General features: G+C 46.4%; 18 protein-coding genes. 13 read left to right on the forward strand and 5 right to left on the reverse strand.

Features of this window, described 5'->3' with window-relative positions:
- Positions 1-5 precede the first annotated feature (5 nt).
- Positions 6-986 (reverse strand): tripartite tricarboxylate transporter substrate binding protein, encoded by a 981-nt coding sequence (locus ABLA76_RS03605; protein ID WP_348986909.1) that lies wholly within the window; start codon positions 984-986, stop codon positions 6-8.
- Between the two features lie 278 nt (positions 987-1,264).
- Here ABLA76_RS03605 and tctD point away from each other — a divergent pair, with 278 nt between their 5' ends.
- Positions 1,265-1,930, forward strand: a complete 666-nt coding sequence (gene tctD, locus ABLA76_RS03610; RefSeq protein WP_348986894.1) for a transcriptional regulator TctD — start codon at positions 1,265-1,267, stop codon at positions 1,928-1,930.
- On the forward strand, positions 1,930-3,363 hold the full coding sequence (locus ABLA76_RS03615; protein WP_348986895.1) for a sensor histidine kinase: 1,434 nt from the start codon (positions 1,930-1,932) through the stop codon (positions 3,361-3,363). The genes tctD and ABLA76_RS03615 overlap by 1 nt, the downstream gene beginning before the upstream one ends.
- Here ABLA76_RS03615 and ABLA76_RS03620 read toward each other — a convergent pair.
- Entirely contained in the window at positions 3,313-4,215 is a 903-nt protein-coding gene (locus ABLA76_RS03620; protein WP_348986896.1) for an EamA family transporter, read from the reverse strand. The genes ABLA76_RS03615 and ABLA76_RS03620 overlap by 51 nt on opposite strands.
- A 246-nt stretch (positions 4,216-4,461) precedes the next feature.
- Here ABLA76_RS03620 and pdxB point away from each other — a divergent pair, with 246 nt between their 5' ends.
- The 10 genes from pdxB to ABLA76_RS03670 all read left to right on the forward strand — a co-directional run bounded on the left by pdxB (position 4,462) and on the right by ABLA76_RS03670 (position 14,097).
- Complete coding sequence (pdxB, locus tag ABLA76_RS03625; protein ID WP_348986897.1) at positions 4,462-5,589, forward strand: 4-phosphoerythronate dehydrogenase PdxB; 1,128 nt, start codon at positions 4,462-4,464, stop codon at positions 5,587-5,589.
- Positions 5,590-5,643: 54 nt separating this feature from the next.
- On the forward strand, positions 5,644-6,654 hold the full coding sequence (locus tag ABLA76_RS03630; protein WP_348986898.1) for an aspartate-semialdehyde dehydrogenase: 1,011 nt from the start codon (positions 5,644-5,646) through the stop codon (positions 6,652-6,654).
- Positions 6,654-7,493 carry a tRNA pseudouridine(38-40) synthase TruA gene (gene truA / locus ABLA76_RS03635; RefSeq protein WP_348986899.1) on the forward strand — a complete coding sequence of 280 codons (840 nt, stop codon included), beginning with the start codon at positions 6,654-6,656 and terminating at the stop codon, positions 7,491-7,493. Before ABLA76_RS03630 ends, truA begins: the two co-directional genes overlap by 1 nt.
- A 46-nt stretch (positions 7,494-7,539) precedes the next feature.
- The gene (locus ABLA76_RS03640; protein WP_285810002.1) at positions 7,540-8,238 is read left to right on the forward strand and encodes a DedA family protein; all 699 of its coding nucleotides are present in this window, start codon (positions 7,540-7,542) and stop codon (positions 8,236-8,238) included.
- 128 nt (positions 8,239-8,366) lie between these two features.
- Positions 8,367-9,314: an acetyl-CoA carboxylase, carboxyltransferase subunit beta gene (gene accD / locus ABLA76_RS03645; RefSeq protein WP_348986900.1), complete on the forward strand. Its 948-nt coding sequence runs from the start codon at positions 8,367-8,369 to the stop codon at positions 9,312-9,314.
- On the forward strand, positions 9,307-10,605 hold the full coding sequence (folC, locus tag ABLA76_RS03650) for a bifunctional tetrahydrofolate synthase/dihydrofolate synthase (protein ID WP_348986901.1): 1,299 nt from the start codon (positions 9,307-9,309) through the stop codon (positions 10,603-10,605). The genes accD and folC overlap by 8 nt, the downstream gene beginning before the upstream one ends.
- Positions 10,595-11,281, forward strand: a complete 687-nt coding sequence (gene dedD / locus ABLA76_RS03655) for a cell division protein DedD (protein WP_348986902.1) — start codon at positions 10,595-10,597, stop codon at positions 11,279-11,281. The genes folC and dedD overlap by 11 nt, the downstream gene beginning before the upstream one ends.
- Positions 11,282-11,422: 141 nt before the next feature.
- Positions 11,423-11,911, forward strand: coding sequence for a colicin V production protein (cvpA, locus tag ABLA76_RS03660; RefSeq protein ID WP_348986903.1), 489 nt, complete (start codon positions 11,423-11,425; stop codon positions 11,909-11,911).
- A gap of 32 nt (positions 11,912-11,943) precedes the next feature.
- Positions 11,944-13,461: an amidophosphoribosyltransferase gene (purF, locus tag ABLA76_RS03665; protein WP_348986904.1), complete on the forward strand. Its 1,518-nt coding sequence runs from the start codon at positions 11,944-11,946 to the stop codon at positions 13,459-13,461.
- 45 nt (positions 13,462-13,506) lie between these two features.
- Positions 13,507-14,097 (forward strand): UbiX family flavin prenyltransferase, encoded by a 591-nt coding sequence (locus ABLA76_RS03670; protein WP_047767082.1) that lies wholly within the window; start codon positions 13,507-13,509, stop codon positions 14,095-14,097.
- A gap of 64 nt (positions 14,098-14,161) precedes the next feature.
- Here the strand turns inward: ABLA76_RS03670 and ABLA76_RS03675 are convergent, their stop codons facing one another.
- Complete coding sequence (locus ABLA76_RS03675) at positions 14,162-15,082, reverse strand: TIGR01777 family oxidoreductase (protein ID WP_348986905.1); 921 nt, start codon at positions 15,080-15,082, stop codon at positions 14,162-14,164.
- Between the two features lie 148 nt (positions 15,083-15,230).
- Positions 15,231-15,851 carry a glutathione binding-like protein gene (locus ABLA76_RS03680; RefSeq protein ID WP_047767086.1) on the reverse strand — a complete coding sequence of 207 codons (621 nt, stop codon included), beginning with the start codon at positions 15,849-15,851 and terminating at the stop codon, positions 15,231-15,233.
- A gap of 124 nt (positions 15,852-15,975) precedes the next feature.
- Between ABLA76_RS03680 and yfcD the strand changes: the two genes are divergently transcribed.
- Positions 15,976-16,494: an NUDIX hydrolase YfcD gene (gene yfcD, locus ABLA76_RS03685; RefSeq protein ID WP_348986906.1), complete on the forward strand. Its 519-nt coding sequence runs from the start codon at positions 15,976-15,978 to the stop codon at positions 16,492-16,494.
- 190 nt (positions 16,495-16,684) lie between these two features.
- On the opposite strand, the gene ABLA76_RS03690 is transcribed toward yfcD, so the two are convergent.
- On the reverse strand, positions 16,685-19,640 hold a 2,956-nt coding region (locus tag ABLA76_RS03690), incomplete at its 5' end, for an amino acid adenylation domain-containing protein (RefSeq protein ID WP_348986907.1).

Here is a 19,640-nt window from a genome sequence, read left to right on the forward strand (position 1 = left end):
CCCTGTTATTTTGCTAAACCAAAGGATTTGGCCATTTCATGGTATTGAATAACTTGTTTTTTCACATAGTCATCCAGCTCTTTGCCCGTCATATTAAATTCAAATAACCCGCGCAGTTCACGTTGTTTTTTGAATTCGTCAGTTTGTTGGAGTTTTTTAAAGGTATCTACCCACCATTGATATTGTTCATCAGAAACTTTGGGGCCCATATAAAAACCGCGAATAATTGGCCAAACAAGGTCATAACCCTGTTCTTTTGCTGTTGGAATTTTTGCTAGATCGCCGTCTAAGCGTTTATCGGCATAAACAGCAAGTATGCGAATTTTATCGCCACTAAGATAAGGTAATGTTTCACTGAGATCACCGGATACGACTTGGATATGATTACCCAACAGGGCAGTGATAGGTTCACCGCCACCTTCAAACGCGACATAGCGCATTTTGCGGGGATCAACCCCCACCTTTTTGGCCAGTAATGCGGTTTTCATCCAGTCTTGACTACCGATGGAAGCGCCTGCGCCAAACACAATACTATCAGGCGCTTTTTTAAACGCTGACAGCAAATCTGTCAGCGTCTTGTAAGGCGAGTCATTGCGCACAGCAATCATGCCGTAGTCTGTGCCGACACTGGCTAGCCAGTGTACATCATTGACGTTGTAGCGACCAAATTTGCCTTGTGCAAGATTCAATAAGGAACCGCCGGAAAAGGCAACGACAGTACCGGGTTCCGCAGGCCGTTGAGCAATAATGGCATTATAAGCAACCGCGCCGACACCGCCGGGCATAAATGTCACCCGCATGGGAGAATCGATAGTTTTAGTTTCTAACAGTGAAATTTGGATGAGTTTGCAGGTTAAATCAAAGCCTCCGCCAGGTTTGGCGGGTGCAATACATTCGGTTCTATTGGGAGCAGGAGTTGCAAAAGCGCAGGCACAAATAAACAGGCTTGCAGCGGTTAATAATGTTTTAAAAGTTCTCATTTTTATTCCTCACATAGCACCAGTAAAGGATATGAATGACAAATTTCTGGTGCATGTTCATTTATAGAAATGAAACCTTTCAATTACCTTTCATTAACAATAAAAGTTGTCTGGATGTGATTTCAATCGCTTAATTTGCGTAGTGTTTTACATGATTTTGTTAATTAATTGTTTGCATTCATGTTTTTTGTTAACCCCTAAGCAATTGCTAAATCTTAATATTGCAATTATGTGATATCTCCGCTTTATTTCTCTGGTTAATTTTTGACAATAGGTATTATTCAATGCGGCTATTATTGGTTGAAGATCACTCAGAATTATCACATTGGTTACAGAAGGCATTGAATAATGCTGGGTTTGTGGTGGATCTGGCGCAAGATGGTATTGTGGCAGATCAGCTTTTGCAGACTGAAAATTATGCGTTGTTGATTCTGGATGTGGCCTTACCCAGATTAGATGGTTTGTCTCTGTTATCACGGCTGCGTAAGCGTGGTCAAAACTTACCCGTGTTGTTATTGACTGCTAAAACAGAGGTTACGGATCGTGTGAAAGGATTGAATTCCGGTGCCGATGATTACCTGACTAAGCCTTTTGATTTTCAGGAACTGGAAGCCCGTATTCGTGCATTGTTACGTCGTAGTTCAGCTATACCACAAGAAGCACAGAAATTTGGTTCATTAACTTATGAAGGCGAAGGGTATTTTGTACTGAACAATGTACTGCTGGCACTGACACCCAGAGAATTGTCTGTTTTAACAACACTATTTTATCGTCGGGGGCGTCCGGTCTCTAAACAGCAACTGTTTGAGCAAGTGTTTTCCCTATCGGATGAGGCAAATCCACAAAGCATAGAGCTATATGTTCATCGGTTGCGGAAAAAATTAATCAACAGTGATGTAGAAATCAGGACATTACGTGGATTGGGATATCGATTGGAGCGGCTGACATAATGAAGTATCTGAAAGTACCGCGATCGTTATTCCACCAATTATTGCTGTTTCTGGGCGTCCCTTTACTATTACTGGGTTGTGTTTCTGTTTATAGCCAGTATATCGGTGTGAAAAATGCGGCTATGCTGGCTTATGACAGAACACTGCTTGCTTCAGCAAGAACAGTCGCTGAACGTTTGACTGTCAGAGAGCAAAATTTGCTCGTTGATGTACCTTATGTTGTTTTGGACAGTTTCGAACGCAATACAAATGATCGCCTGTACTATCAGGTCATATCGCCGAAAGGAAAAACGATTTCCGGTTATGACGACCTCCCGCGAATACCGCAGAACGTCCAGCGTTCACCCTTGTATACGGCACTGGCTTATTTTTATGATGCGGAATATCAGGGGCAGCCTATACGTGTAGTGGGGTTATACCAACCCGTCAATGAAGGCAACATAATGGGGATGGCGTTGATATTGGTGGCGGAAACTGTATCTTCCCGCCAATATATGGCTCAACAGTTACTGTTGTCTTCGCTGGTTAATCAGGGGACGGTCGTATTGTTGACATTACTCCTTGCTTACATTCTGCTCAGGCTCCTGCTGAAACCGTTGCGGAAGCTTTCAGGCATTATGAGCCTCCGTTCTGCTAATGATCTAACACCATTACCAAATATTTTACCGTGGTCCGAACTTGTTCCATTACTGCAATCGCTTAACCGATATATTGGGCGGTTGGGTTTAATGGTTGAACGCCAGGAGCGATTCAGTGCGGATGCTTCTCATCAGCTGAGAACCCCTTTAGCGGTATTGAAAACACAAGTTGCGGTAGCACGTGGCAACCCGGCTTCAGAACAGCGGGATAGCATACTTACGGCAATTGATAAGAGTTTGGATAATATGATCTTGCTGACTGATCGTCTGCTGCAACTTTCACAACTTAAAGTGCATGAAAAAGAGGCAATACAAAATTATCAGCCGGTCAATATCGTGGCGCTGTTGCAACAAGTCTGCTTTTCTCGCTTACAGCAAGCAGAAAGCAAAAACATTGACTTAGGTTACGAAGGGGAAGATGCCTTAGGGATCAGAGGCGATCCCCTGTTGTTAGCCGAAATGTGCGCCAACTTGCTGGACAATGCCATCAAATATACCCCGCAAATGGGAGTGGTGACGGGAAGAGTAAATATCATGCCAGATAAAAAACACGTCTGCCTTGAAATCGATGATTCAGGGTCGGGTATCGCCCAAGAAGATATTCGTCAATCGCTAATGGCATTTAACCGTTTGGACAACGCAGCCGGGCTGGAGGGGGCAGGATTAGGGCTGACTATTGTTAAAGAAATTTGCCAGTATCACAGTGCCACTCTCCAGCTTTTACCCAGTGAGGTATTGGGGGGATTATTGGTAAGAATTGTGTTCAGGCTTTCTGCGTGTGAGCGGGATGCGTAACTGTTGCGCAAGTATCACACCCGCTAACACAATGCCACCCCCAATTAAGTGGTAACTGTGTATTTCCTCATGAAGAGCCACGATAGCAATGATGGCAGTAAATACAGGTGCCAGGTTCATAAAAATAGACGTCATATTTGCGCCAATGCGGGTGACACCTTGTATCCACAAATAAGGCGCAAGAATGGAGGCGGGAATGCCAGCAAACAGAACAAGGGAAAGATTATCGGCTGTTAACTGAACATTGTCCGTTATCATAAAATTAGGCAGAAGCAATAAAACGCCAAACCCAATTTGTACATAGAGTGATTGCCAGTTGGGTAATGGAATTGCCCAGCGTTTGGTTAAAACCCCATATAAGGCATAAGAAGCGGCGGCAATAAACATCATCACTTCCCCAATCCCCAGGCCATGTTGCAATAAGGAAGCGGGTTCCCCTTTGCTGACCAGCCACACAAGGCCAAACAGAGATAACACGGTGCCGAGAGTGATACCAACAGTGGGGGTAACCCGTAAGGCAAAGATACTGATAATGACGGTTAATAAGGGTATCAAGGAAGTGAAAATGCCGATGATTGTCGCGCTGACGGTGTGAGCGGTATAATAGGCCAGGCTTTGGTTAAGTACCATACCCAGAGAACCCAAAATCAGTAGCTTCCACCAATATTGGACAACGATTTTCCGCTGCTTTAGGGCTGGCAATAAGAGAAAAGGCGTCAGGGCCAGAAAGGCAATAAACCAGCGGTAGAAAGAAATTGCAGCAGGTTCAATCAGGGTGGCAGCCGCTTTGCTGACAACGGCATTGACTGACCAGATCAACACCGCGACGAGGGGGAATAATAAGTTCTTCATTGAGTGAAATTATTCATGTAAGTAAATCGTTTAGTGAGTCTATACCAATCCAACTTCAAGATGCGTGTTATATTTTCCCGCTGCGCGGGGAAATATAAGGCCTCGTAAGGCCTCGCGTCGTCTTGCGGATTGCAACCTGAAGTTCATCGAGTATAAGGGCATATAGGTTTTCTGTGAATATAGGTTTTATGCAGATAAAATGGCAGAATAGTGGATCACGCCCATTTAAGCCATTGGATGAGAAAAGTGAAAATCTTAGTTGATGAAAATATGCCTTATGCTGAACAGCTCTTCCAGCAATTAGGTGAAGTGCAGGCAATTCCAGGACGCCCGGTGCCTGAAGGAATTTTGGAACATGCCGATGCCTTTATGGTTCGATCTGTCACCAAAGTCAATAAATCGTTGTTGCAAGGCAGTTCGGTGAAATTTGTCGGAACTGCCACTGCGGGAATGGATCATGTTGATCAGCAATGGTTATCTCAGGCAGGGATTGGTTTTTCCGCCGCCCCTGGATGTAACGCCATTGCCGTGGTTGAGTATGTCTTCTCGGCATTGATGCTATTGGCTGAACGAGATCAATTTCAGCTGAAAGACAAGACTGTAGGTATTGTCGGTGTTGGTAATGTCGGGGGGCGTTTAGCTGATCGACTGGCGGCTTTGGGCGTGAAGACGTTACTGTGCGATCCTCCTCGGGCAGATCGTGGTGATGAAGGGGCGTTTTGGCCGTTAGAAAAATTGGTGCAAGAAGCGGATATTCTGACTTTCCATACACCACTTAATCACTCTGGCCCATACCAGACGTATCATTTGGCTGATGCAGAATTACTTTCTGCATTACCGGATAACCGTATTTTAATTAATGCCAGCCGTGGCGAGGTGGTTGATAATCAAGCGTTACTTTCCGCGCTGCAAAATGGCAAAAAGTTACGCACAGTGCTTGATGTTTGGGAGCCAGAGCCTAACCTTTCTCTACCCCTGTTAGCTTTAGTGGATATTGCGACTCCACATATTGCTGGTTATACCCTGGAAGGCAAAGCACGGGGTACAACTCAGGTTTTTGAGGCCTATTGTGAGTTTCTGGGGCAACCTCGCAAGACAGCGTTGGCTGATCTGTTGCCGGCACCTGATTTCAGTCAGGTCACAGTACGGGGGGATGTGACACAAAGTCTCCTCAAGCGTTTGATGCATTTAGTGTATGATGTGCGCCGTGATGATGCACCTTTACGTCAGGTTGCGGATCAACAAGGTGCTTTTGATCGATTACGCAAATACTATCCAGAACGGCGGGAATGGTCTTCTCTGACCGTGCATTGTGACTCAGAAGAGAGTGCTCAATTACTGTCCAAAATTGGATTTAATGCAAAAGTCATTTAATACAGGCAGGGGCTCCTGTCTGTTAGCAAAATAAGAGAAGTGGAGAGAACCAACATGTCAGAAGGTTGGAGTATTGCGCTTTTGGGTGCAACGGGCGCAGTAGGTGAAGCGATATTGGCGTTATTACAGGAACGTCAATTTCCGGTTGGTGAACTGCATCTTCTTGCCAGTGAGCAAAGTGCTGGAAAGATCCAGCGTTTTAACGGAAAAAACATCACAGTTCGTGATGTGGCAGAATTTGACTGGTCACAGGTACAACTCGCCTTTTTTGCCGCTACGATGGAAATAACGGCACAACATATTGAAAAAGCAACAGAATCTGGCTGTCTGGTGATTGATAGTAGCGGCTTATTTACAGCAGAACCCGATGTGCCTCTGGTTGTTCCTGGCGTTAACCCGTACGCATTGGCTGAATATCGTAACCGTAATATCATTGCGGTGGCAGATAGCTCAACGAGTCAGGTTCTGACAGCCATCAAACCATTAATCGATGCGGCAGGCATTGCCTGTTTACATTTGACCAACATATTGCCGGTTTCTGTTCATGGTAAAGCCGCTATTGATGAACTGGCAGGTCAGAGTGCCCGCTTATTGAATGGCATTCCACCAGATGAAGGCTATTTCAGCAAACAACTGGCTTTCAATTTACTGCCTTTGCTGCCAGATGCAGAAGGTGTGGTGCGTGAAGAGTGCCGTATTGTCGATCAGGTTCGCAAGGTATTGCAGGATGAAGGATTGCCGGTTTCTGTCAGTTGCGTCCAATCCTCCGTTTTTTATGGCATTGCGCAAATGGTGAGTGTGGAAACACTGCGTCCGATTGGTATCGAAGAAGCTCGTGGTGAGTTTGAACGCTTTGAAGAAATTCGGGTTTCAGAAGAGGGGGATTACCCGACGCCGGTAACGGATGCTTCGGGCAGCGATAGTTTGAGCATAGGTTGTCTGCGCAATGATTATGGTCTGCCAGAGATGCTGCAATTCTGGTCAGTTGCCGATAATATCCGTTTCGGCGGTGCCTTGATGGCGGTTGAAATCGCCGAGAAACTGATGCAGGAGCAATTTTACTGATGTCTGATACAGAGCTGAGTCAGTCTGTGCCAGAGGCAAAAAAAGTAAAAATTGCACTGGGGATTGAATATGACGGCAGTCGATATTATGGTTGGCAGCGTCAGCAAGAAGTGAAAAGTGTGCAGGAGTGCCTGGAAAAAGCCCTGTCGAAAGTCTCGAATGAGCCGATTTCAGTTTTTTGTGCGGGCAGAACGGATGCGGGAGTACACGCAACTGGGCAGGTTGTGCATTTTGAAACCTCAGCCCAACGTAAAGATGCAGCCTGGACAATGGGGGTCAATACCCATTTGCCACCGGATATTGCAGTACGTTGGGTTAAAACGGTGGATGATGAGTTCCATGCCCGTTTCAGTGCTACCGCTCGTCGTTATCGCTATGTGATTTTCAACCATCGTTATCGTCCGGCGGTATTGGCGCACGGCGTCACGCATTTTCATTATCCATTGGATGAGAAAAAAATGCATGAAGCGGCACAAAGCTTGTTGGGCGAAAATGATTTTACCTCTTTCCGGGCAGTGCAGTGCCAATCCAATTCACCGTGGCGCAATATGATGCATATTAACGTGAGTCGGCACGGGCACTATATTGTCGTGGACATTAAGGCGAATGCTTTCGTGCATCACATGGTACGCAATATCGTTGGCAGCTTGCTGGAGATTGGTTGTGGTCATCAGGATATTGGCTGGATGGCTGAATTATTGGCACTGAAAGACAGGACAAAAGCGGCCGCCACTGCCAAGGCTGAAGGCTTATATTTAGTCGCTGTGGATTATCCTGAGCGTTTTGGTTTACCTGAACCCATCATGGGACCCCTGTTTCTGGCAAATCATTTAATTTGACGTTTTTGAATAGAGGCAGGGATGTTCGGTCATCACGAGGAATATTATGGAGTTTTTGACTCATTTTGTTGATTTTGCGAAATTCATTGTCGATTTTATTTTACACATTGATGCCCATTTAGCTGAATTGGTGGCCCTTTATGGTGATTGGGTTTATGGCATCCTATTTCTGATTATATTTTGTGAAACAGGTTTAGTGGTCACGCCATTTTTGCCCGGGGATTCCTTGCTGTTCGTGGCTGGCGCACTCTCGGCATTAGATTCCAATGATCTGAATGTACACATCATGGTGGCTTTGATGCTGACGGCCGCGATTATTGGTGACGCTATAAACTATACCATTGGCAGAGTTTTTGGTGAGAAATTATTTACCAACCCAAATTCAAAGATTTTTCGCCGTAGTTATTTAGATAAAACCCATGAATTTTATGAAAAACATGGCGGAAAAGCCATAATTTTGGCTCGGTTTGTGCCAATTATTAGAACGTTTGCCCCGTTTGTTGCAGGAATGGGGAAAATGTCTTACCGCCACTTTGCTGCTTATAATGTCATCGGTGCATTTATCTGGGTGCTATTATTCACTTATGCCGGTTATTTCTTTGGTGATATGCCTGTTATACAGCAGAATCTGAAATTATTGATTGTTGCCATTATTTTTATTTCTATTCTGCCAGGCATCATCGAAATTTGGCGTCATCGTCGCGCTGCATCGAAAAAAGCAACAGGCAGTGCAGTAGATAAATAGACGATAGATAAATCGACAACCGTAAACAGGTTTGAGCAGTTTTTTATCCACACTGCCATAGCATTGTGGTTTAATGGCACGTAAAACAAAAGCTGGCAGCAGCCAGATTCAGACGGAAAGGTTCATTAATGAGCTGGATTGAAAAGATTCTAAACAAAAGCAAAATCATACAAACTCGTAAGGCAAGTATCCCTGAAGGAGTTTGGACAAAATGCGACAGTTGCAGTCAAGTACTTTATCGTGCTGAATTAGAGCGTAACCTTGAAGTGTGTCCAAAATGTGGCCACCACATGCGCATTTCAGCCCGTAAGCGATTGCATTCATTTTTGGATGAAGGCACTGGCACAGAATTAGGCAGTGAACTGGAACCGAAAGATATCCTGAAATTCCGCGATACCAAAAAATACAAAGATCGCTTAGTCGCTGCCCAGAAGCAGACGCAAGAAAAAGATGCAATTATCGTCATGAAAGGTAAGCTGCATGATATGCCCGTTGTGGCTGGTGCGTTTGAGTTCAATTTTATGGCCGGTTCAATGGGTTCTGTGGTTGGTGCTCGTTTTGTGCGTGCCGTTGAACAGGCGCTGGAAGACAACTGTCCATTTGTCTGTTTTACCACCAGTGGTGGCGCTCGTATGCAGGAAGCATTGATGTCACTGATGCAGATGGCAAAAACCAGTGCGGCGCTGGCAAAAATGCAACATCGTGGTTTGCCTTATATCTGTGTGTTGACCCACCCGACAATGGGGGGGGTAACGGCAAGTATGGGGATGCTGGGTGATATCAATATCGCTGAACCTAAGGCATTGGTTGGCTTTGCTGGTCCTCGTGTCATCGAGCAGACAGTGCGTGAAAAATTGCCGGAAGGTTTCCAGCGCAGTGAATTCCTGCTGGAGAAAGGTGCGATTGATATGATCGTACGTCGTCCAGAGATGCGCGATAAAGTTGCCAGCCTGCTTGCCATGTTGACCCACAAACCTCATCCGGGCACAAAAGCAGAGCCAGTAGAAGCAATCGTTGTTGATTCTGCTGATGTCGAAGCTGATATAAACATCACTCCTAATAAAGAAGATGTCTGATATTTCACAAATTCCTCAAGCCACGTCGTCACTCATGACGTGGCTTTCCTATCTGGAAAACCTGCATACCAAAGCCATTGATATGGGGCTTGAACGTGTGGGTAAACTGGGCCGCCAGTTAGGTTTATTGAAACCAGCTCCAAAAGTTATCACGGTATCAGGCACCAATGGCAAGGGAACCACCTGCCATGCCCTGGAATCTGTTTTTCTGGCCGCCGGGCTTAACGTCGGCGTGTACAGTTCCCCGCATTTAGTACGCTACACCGAAAGGGTACGTATTCAGGGGAAAGAACCCGCAGAACAAGATTTCTGCCGTGTATTTGCCGCGATTGAAGCGCAGCGTGGCGACATCTCATTAACCTATTTTGAATATGGCACATTGGCAGCCTTACAGCTTTTTGAAGAAGCTGCTCTTGATGTTGTGATTTTGGAAGTCGGGCTGGGTGGTCGTTTGGATGCCACCAATATTGTTGATGCCGATATTGCCGCAATCACCAGTATTGCACTGGATCATACAGATTGGTTGGGAGCCGATCGTGAACACATTGGCCGTGAAAAAGCGGGCATTTTCCGCCGTGGACATTTTGCGGTGGTGGGTGAACCTGAGATGCCTCACTCAATTGCTGAAGTTGCGGATGAATTGGGGGCTAAACTCTTTCGCCGTGGCGTTGACTGGCATTTCTCACAGCATGAAAATAGCTGGAACTGGCGAAGCGATAAGCAACAATTCAATGAGTTACCTTTACCGAATTTGCCGTTAGCAAATGCTGTAACTGCAATGGGGGTGATCGATTGCTTGTTGCAGCAGGATGACAAAGTCAGCCGGGCCATTGATGAACAAGCAATCCATGCAGGGCTAAGAAATGCGCAATTACCGGGGCGTTTCCAAATTGTCAGGGAAAATCCGCTGGTCATTTTGGATGTGGCTCATAATCCACATGCTGCGGGCTATCTGGTGCAAAAACTGGCAGAATGGACTCGTTCTCCAGACAGTAAGATCCGGGGTGTGGTTGGCATGTTGGGAGATAAAGACATAGCAGGGACACTTGCCTGTCTTTCTCAACAAATTGATGAATGGTATTGCGCATCATTGCATGAACTGAGGGGAGCAGAAGCCGATGTACTGGCTGGACATCTTGTGCAGGCGCGGACATTCCCCGAAGTAAAAACAGCCTGGCAGCAGGCAATGAACGATGCATCAGTGCAAGATATTATCGTGGTTTGTGGCTCTTTCCACACTGTTGCACATGTCATGGAAGCACTGGAGGAGGGCAAGGAAAGTGGCCAGTAAATTCCAAAATCGCTTGGTTGGCACCATTGTTCTCGTTGCATTGGGTGTCATTGTCCTGCCTATGATTTTTGATGGCGATAAGAAATATAACGAAGATCAATTTGCTTCAATTCCTTTGGTGCCAAAACCGGGTGATGAAGAGGATATTGACGCGATCCCACCCTTGACACAAAACATGCCGTCTACACCGCCTGAGGGTGCTGCGGAAGCAATGCAATCACAGGAGCAAGAGCCAGATATAGATATGTTGTCCCGTCCATCGCCTTCAGAGCCAATAACAGCACCTCCTGTCACGCAAGATCCTAAAACAGGGGGGCAACCTGAGTTATCTTCTCAACCGAAAGCGGCAACTAAACCACAGGTTAAACCAGAACCTCGTATTGAAAGCCAGCCAGAAACTAAACCTAAACCGAAGCCAACCGAGCAAGCCCCTCAGGCAACGGCATATGTTGTTCAGCTTGGCGCGTTAAAAAATGCGGGTAAGGTTGACGAAATAGTGGCAAGGCTGCGTCTTTCCGGGCATCAGGTATATACAGTGCCTTCTTCTCCGGCACAGGGACAGTTAACCCGGATCTATGTAGGGCCGAATGCATCAAGGCAGGCACTGGAATCTATTTTGTCCGAATTAAGAGAACTTACGGGATTACAAGGGCAGATCAAAAATTATAAGCCATAATCTGATTGGCACAGCAAATGCGGTTTGTTTACCTGCCGGAAATTATTTTCAGTAGCGTGATGAATCTACTACGCAAACGTTTTCGTTTTCTGTTAGAATGCGCCCGACCTGAATGTCGGGGGCCTGTTTTTGGATTAAAATATGGTCTGGATTGATTATACGATCATTGCCATCATTGGTTTCTCGGCACTGGTTAGCTTGATTCGGGGTTTTGTTCGCGAAGCGCTCTCCCTGATAACGTGGGGCTGTGCTTTCTTTGTTGCAAGCCACTTCTATACTTATTTGGCGGCTTATTTTACCCGCCTTGAGGATGAACTGGTGCGCAATGGGATAGCGATTGCTATCTTATTTATTGCAACACTGATTGTTGGCGCGGTAGTAAACTATGTCATTGGTTCACTTGTTCAGCGAACGGGCCTGTCAGGCACTGATCGGGTCCTGGGGATCTGCTTTGGCGCCTTGCGTGGTGTCTTGGTGGTGTCTGCCATTCTGTTTATTGCAGACTCTTTCACGCCACTGCCCAAAAGCCAGGATTGGCAACAATCACAACTGATCCCACAGTTTAGTCAAATTATCAGGTGGTTTTTTGACTACCTACAAAGTGCGTCGAGTTTCCTGCCGGAGAGATAACGCTCTCCGCTTGGCTGATGAGGAAAGGCTACATGTGCGGTATTGTCGGTATCGTCGGTTTTACACCGGTTAACCAGTCGATTTATGATGCATTGACGGTGCTTCAGCACCGTGGACAAGATGCAGCAGGTATTGCAACTATTGATGGTAACAATGAGTTTCGTTTACGTAAGGCTAATGGTTTGGTCAAAGATGTGTTTGAAACACGGCACATGTTACGTTTACAGGGAACCGTCGGCATTGGACATGTCCGTTATCCTACGGCGGGCAGTTCCAGTGCATCTGAAGCGCAGCCCTTTTATGTGAATTCTCCTTTTGGTATCACGTTGGCACATAACGGCAATCTGACAAACGCACATGAATTGAAAAAAATGCTGTTTGAAAATGCCCGCCGTCATGTCAACACCACCTCAGATTCTGAAATTCTATTGAATATTTTTGCCAATGAATTAGCCCAATTTCCCGATTTCCCCTTAGCGCCTGATGATATTTTCTCGGCAGTCGCAAAAATGCACAAAAAAATCCGTGGCGCTTATGCTTGTGTTGCCATGATTATCGGGCATGGGGTGGTGGCTTTTCGTGATCCACATGGCATTCGTCCTCTGGTGCTGGGAAAGAAAACATTGGAAGAGGGTCGCCATGAATACATGGTGGCATCGGAAAGTGTGGCGCTGGATACATTGGGTTTTGAGTTCCTGCGTGATGTGGCTTCTGGGGAAGCGATTTATATCACTGAAAACGGGCAACTGTTTACTCGCCAGTGCGCAGAAAATCCGTCATTAACACCTTGTTTGTTCGAATTTGTCTATTTCGCTCGCCCGGATTCCTTTATTGACAAGGTTTCGGTCTATAACGCCCGGTTGCGGATGGGACGGACATTAGGGGAAAAAATTGCCCGTGAATGGGAAGATTTACATATTGATGTCGTTATTCCCGTACCGGAAACCTCTTGTGATATCGCCCTGGAAATCGCCCATATTCTGGATAAACCCTATCGTCAGGGATTTGTCAAAAACCGTTATGTAGGGCGTACCTTTATCATGCCTGGTCAGCAAGAGCGCCGTAAATCCGTCCGTCGTAAACTGAATGCTAATCGCGCTGAATTCCGGGGTAAAAATGTTTTGCTGGTGGATGATTCCATCGTCCGTGGAACCACGTCTGAACAGATTGTTGAACTGGCGCGTGAAGCGGGCGCTAAGAAAGTCTATTTTGCTTCGGCAGCCCCGGAAGTCCGCTTCCCGAATGTTTATGGTATTGATATGCCGAATGCCAATGAACTGATTGCTCACGGCCGGGAAGTGGATGAAATTCGTCAGATCATTGGGGCCGATGCCCTGATATACCAAAACCTCCACGATCTTGTCCAGGCTGTCCGGGAAGAAAACCCGGATATTGAAAAATTCGAATGCTCCGTATTCGATGGTATCTATGTCACGAAAGACATTGACCAGTGTTACCTCGACTATCTGGAAAACCTGCGCAAAGATGATGCCATGAAAGTGCGTGGCCAGAGCGAAATAGAGGATCTGGAAATATATAATGAAGGATAATATTGTTATTATCATGCAGTTATAGCCAGAATCTCAGAGGAAAACATGAAAAAATTGATTGTCGGGCTGACCGGCGCGAGTGGTGCGATTTATGGTGTCAGGTTGCTGCAAGTTTTGCGGCCAATAGAAGGCATTGAAACGCATTTAGTGATCAGTCCATCAGCCCGGCAGACTCTGGCATTGGAGACGGACTATACGTTGCGGGATGTACAGACTTTGGCCGACGTTGTACATGACAATCGTGATATTGCCGCCTCCATTTCCTCTGGCTCTTTTAAGACATTGGGGATGGTGATTTTGCCTTGCTCCATAAAAACCCTATCAGGAATTGTGCATAGTTACACTGACGGCTTAATTACCCGTGCCGCAGATGTTGTTTTGAAAGAGAAGCGCAAGCTAGTGCTGGGGGTGAGGGAAACGCCCTTGCACTTGGGGCACCTGAGATTAATGACGCAGGCAGCGGAAATCGGGGCGGTGATCATGCCGCCTGTTCCGGCATTTTATCATCGTCCTGAACATATTCAGGGTATCATCGACCAGACGGTTAACCGTGTGCTTGATCAATTTGATATTGACTTGCCAGAAGATCTGTTTAGCCGTTGGCAGGGCGTTAAGCCCATTGGATATGGCATGTAAGTTGAGTCAATATGCTGTTGTGAAGAGACCACAACAGCATATCGTTTCTTGCCTGATATTTTGTTCAGGCTACACCAGCGTTGTCCTTTTCCTCTATTACATCTTGTAAGGCTTCTTCCAGTTGAAAATAACGGAAACCAAATCCGGCTTCTTCCAGTCTTTTGGGAATGGCTTGTTGACCCCCTAAGACTAACTCAGCGGCTTCTCCCATCATGACTTTTAACACAAAGGCAGGAATGCGCATAAAAGCAGGACGATGTAATACCGTTGCGAGTGTGGCACTAAACAGCTCATTATGAACAGGGTAAGGAGATGTCATATTAAAGGGACCATAGAGATCAGGTGATACCAGCAGGTAATAAAGACCATTGACCATGTCGTCAATGTGTATCCACGGCATATACTGCTTGCCAGTGCCGATTGCTCCCCCTAAACCTAACCGGAACAGTGGCAACATTTTTTGCAGAGCGCCCCCTTTGGGAGCCAAGACAATGCCTGTACGCAGCAAACAGACACGGGTTTTATCACTTTGAGCCTGTAGGGCAAGCTGCTCCCACCGTTCACAAAGTTGATGGGCAAATTCATTGTGAGGAGGATCGTTTTCGGTAACGACTGATTGTCCCTGATCGCCATAATAGCCAACGGCTGAACCGGAAATAAAGACAGATGGCGGAGATTCGCTGGTCTTGATTAGCTTGCTCAATTGTTCCGTGATCTGCCAGCGGCTTTGACACAGTTTCTCTTTTTGTTTTGGTGTCCATCGTTTATTGATAATAGACTCGCCAGCAAGATTGATAACAGCATCAAAGCCATTGAGATGGTGTTGGTCATTTAACGTTGTCCAACATTCAACGCGATCAGAAAACAGAGAGTACACCTTTTGTGGTGAACGACTCAAAATGGTGATGGAATGGGAGAGCGACATCAACTGGCAGGTCAAGCGATGACCAATTAACCCTGTGCCCCCCGTAATTAAGATACGCATAGCCACCCCCTGTAACAAAAGATCATTGTACATTGGACTATAACAAGGGATGACTTAATCGGCAGCGAAATATGCTGCTATCTGTTACCACTATCAAGTTTTATGGTGCAAAATCTCGCCATCAGATGAATTTATTACATATCTGGAGTTAAGCTTCCTTATAGGCTGCTTGTGTCGCAGGACGCCGGCTTATCTTATCCAGCCATTGAGCAACCGCCGGATAATCCTGTAGGTCGATTTTTTGGTATTCATGACATTTCGCCCACGGATAAGTGGCAATATCTGCGATACTATATTCGTCTCCGCCGAGATAAGCCGTTTTTTCCAGTTGGGTGTTTAACACCTTGTATAAACGTTTTGATTCTTCCACATAGCGATTAATGGCATAGGGGACAACTTCTGGCGCGTAGCGGTTGAAATGGTGATTTTGACCGAGCATTGGGCCAAAGCCGGCAACTTGCCAAAACAGCCATTGCAATTGTTCGGTACGTTCACGCAACTCTTTGCTTAATAGCCGGCCTGTTTTATTTGCCAGATAAAGTAAAATGGCCCCTGATTCAAAGATAGCGACAGGCTCTCCCCCATCGGCGGGTTGATGATCGACAATAGCCGGGATCTTATTATTGGGTGAAATGGTGAGAAATTCAGGTTTGAACTGTTCGCCAGTGCTGATATTGATGGGGTAGATAGTGTAAGGAATGCCGGCTTCTTCAAGAAAAAGGGTGATTTTGTAGCCATTTGGGGTTGGAGCATAGTATAGATCTATCATATAACCTCCAGCGATAATAACTTTCTGAAAAATGTAACGATGTTACCTTACCATCGTTTGTTTATAAATGTTATAAACTTACTGCAAAAAGTAACAGGCAACTGATTGATAAAGGGTTTTTAGAATGATGCAAGAAAAATCAGCAAATATTGAATGGATTGACATCGTTAATGAAGGCAATGAAGTCATTGCACAATCGTCTCGCCAACAGATGAGAGCGCAGAACTTGAGGCATCGTGCGACTTATATTGTCGTGCATGATGGTATGGGCAAAATTCTGATTCAGCATCGTACAGAAACGAAAGACTTTTATCCGGGAAAATTAGATGCCACGGCGGGAGGGGTTGTTATGGCGGGAGAAACGTTGCTTGAGGCTGCCCGCCGGGAGGCAGAGGAAGAGCTGGGGATTGCCGGTGTTCCTTTTGCCGAACATGGTGTTTTTTATTATGAAGAGGACATTTGTCGTATATGGGGTGGTTTGTTCAGTTGTGTTAGTCATGGGCCATTTGCATTGCAGGAAGCAGAAGTTGCCGCTGTTTACTGGCTGACGCCGGAAGAGATCACGGCCCGTTGTGATGAATTCACGCAGGATTCCTTGAAAGCGCTCTCCTTATGGTTAAAGCGTAACCATCAAGTAGAATAGTTTTCACTATCATTGAGAATTATTTGTTACGGAAATGAGGGTATTTCGTTGATATTAAATCCTAATTTAAAATAGGAGTATGTATATTTATAATACATACTCCTTGTTTTATAAAATTTAATGATTGAACCTTATCTTTAAAAAAGGATTTGTTTAATTTATATTCTTTTCTATTGATAAATGATGCTATTTAAATTTGTAATTCAGTTATGGCCGATGCTAACCCTTGAACGAAAGGCTGACGCATAATGGTGATGTGATCACCAGATAACGTCTCGGAGATAACTTCCCCGGTTACCAGCGTTTTCCATCCATCAATAATGCTTTCGGCAGAGATATGTTGTTCTTCATACTCTTGGTTATCGCTAGCCAGAAACAGGTGGAGTCTCCCTGAATAGCGTTCCTGCGGTTGATAAGTCGCCAAAGATTGGGTCTTGAAGACATGTAAATAGGCCGCGATTTCCTTAGATTCAAGTTGAGGAGGTAAGAGTTCCTCTTCAATTAGACGAAGTCGCAAGTTATCGAATTGCTCTTCTTCTGTCATGAATTGGAATTGTTCTTCGGTAAAGTTTTCCTCAGCCCCCGCCAATGCAGCAAGCACATTGCCAAACTCGGCCAGCCAGCGGCTATTGGACCATTCTGATTCGCGCCTTTGGGTTAAACTCTCTGGCGGGGATTCACTATCGACTAAAGCCAGTAAGCCAATGCTTTCACCCTGTTGGACGAGTTGGCGGGCCATTTCGAATGCGAGCCAGCCTCCGAAAGAGTGCCCAGCTAAGTAATAAGGGCCATTGGGTTGAACTTTCTTAAGAAAGTCGATCATAACGCTGGCCATTGCCTCAAGGCCGTTCACCTCAAGGTATGATGGAGGATCGCTGCGTCCATCTAACTCAGGTGATTGCATACCCCAAACGGAATAAGTCCCTTCCAATGCTGTTGCCAATTCCCGCAAATAGAGCACATGTCCTCCGGCACCGGGCGCAAAGAACAGCGGTGTTGCTTTGATGTTCCGTGACAGGCTGACCATAGAGCCAACATGGATATTATCGTGATCTTCAATGGCCCGGGCTTGTTCTTTGATAGTGGTAAACGACATCAGGCTCGCCATCATATTCTGCTGAAGCCCTAGTTTTTCTATTGCTAAGGCGCTGGCTTTCAAAATAAGCAGTGAATGGCCTCCTAACTCAAAGAAATGGTCATGACGGCTGACACGCTCTAAACCAAGCAGATCCTGCCAAATCTGAGCCAGAGTTATTTCAACCTCACCTTGAGGGGCCTCATAATTACGCGCTATGATGGCAGATTGATCGGGAGCAGGGAATGCCTGACGGTCGATTTTGCCGTTAGCGGTAAGCGGGAAAGCGTCAAGAATGACAAATGCACTGGGTAGCATAAACTCGGCAAGTTGTTGAGCAAGCTGCTGACGCAGTTCACCGGGAACCAAGTTTGCACCGGATTCAGGCTGAACATAGGCGATAAGACGTTTATCATCATGGCTTATTTCCCTAACCAAAACAATGGCTTCCTGCACTCCCTGACATTGAGCCAGCCGAGTTTCAATTTCCCCCGGTTCAATGCGGAAGCCCCGGATCTTGACCTGAAAATCATTGCGTCCCAGATATTCAATCGCGCCATCGGGCAGCCAGCGGCCCAGATCGCCGGTTTTATACATACGGGCATCGGGCTGTTCACTAAACGGATCTGCCACAAATTTCTCTGCGGTTAAATCCGGGCGATTGAGATAACCCCGCGCCACCCCTGCGCCACCGATATGGATCTCACCACTGACGCCAATAGGCACCGGTCGGCCGTGCGGATCAAGAATATAAATACGGCTATTAGACAGCGGATAACCAATCGGGATAACGTCCGTCATTTCAGGCGAATCTTGACCGTTATCAGTGAGGGTTAAGGTGGTGGCAATCACCGTCGTTTCGGTAGGGCCATAAGAGTTAATCCAGCGGCAGGATTGCGTTTCTGGTATAGACTGCCAACTCAATAAATGGCGCAGTTCCGCTTTTTCACCACCGACGATAACGGTGTGCAGGTATTGGCCGAAACCACTGCGCCCCGCCATCATTTCCTGTACCCAGTGATGCCAGAAGGCGGTGGGCATATCCATGATAGTGATTTTCTGCTCATTTAGCAGATCGACAAATTCTGTATCCGGTACACGGATATGGGCAGGACGCAGAACCAGAGTGGCACCGGATGCGAGAGTGGGGAAAATATCGGATACCGAAGTATCAAAAGCAATGGTCGCAAATTGCAGGATACGATCCCCTAATTGTGGCTCGCTGGTCTGGTGCTGGGCATGGATAAAGTTCACCACATTGCGGTGCTCCAGCATCACGCCTTTGGGCTGTCCGGTGGAGCCGGAAGTATAGATGATGTAGGCCAGATGGTGCGGTTGAAGCTGAATATCAGGATTATGAACCGGCTGGTTTGCCACGTGATTTCGATGGCTTTCATCATCCAGCAGGCAGACGGGGATGTCTGATACTGGCAACAGTCCCTGCAAATGTTGTTGGGTCAGCAATAACACCGGCTGGCTATCCGACAGCTGATACGCCAGGCGTTCGGCGGGGTATTCCGGGTCGAGCGGCACATAGCCGGCCCCCGCTTTAAGGATAGCGTACAGGCCGATAATCAAATCCAGACTACGATCAACACAAATAGCGATGCGATCATCAGGGCGCACGCCAGAAGCGATCAGCTGGTGAGCCAGTTGGTTAGCATGGCGGTTTAGCTCTGCATAACTCAGTTCACTCTCGCCAAAGACCAACGCAAGCGCATCCGGTGTGCGCGCTGCCTGTTGTTCAAACAGTTGGTGAATTAAGGCGTCTTGCGGATAGGTGACTACGGTATCGTTAAATGTTTCCAGTAGTTGAGTACGTTCGGCCAGTGGCAGGATATCGATAGCGTGGATAGGTTGCTCCGGCGCATATTGCAGTGCGGCCACAATCCCGTTTAACGCTGTCTTCATATAGGCATTAATGCGCACCGGATTAATTTGCTGGCTGCATTGGGTAGTCAGCGCAAATCCATCATCAAAATCATCGACATCCAGCGACAAGGGGTAGTTACTGCGCTCTTCACTGTCCAGCTCCTGAATACCGTCCCAGGCCGGTGAACCGGATTGCTCC

Origin of the sequence: Xenorhabdus sp. SGI240 (genome assembly GCF_040081915.1) — a bacterium.
Lineage (GTDB): Bacteria > Pseudomonadota > Gammaproteobacteria > Enterobacterales > Enterobacteriaceae > Xenorhabdus > Xenorhabdus bakwenae.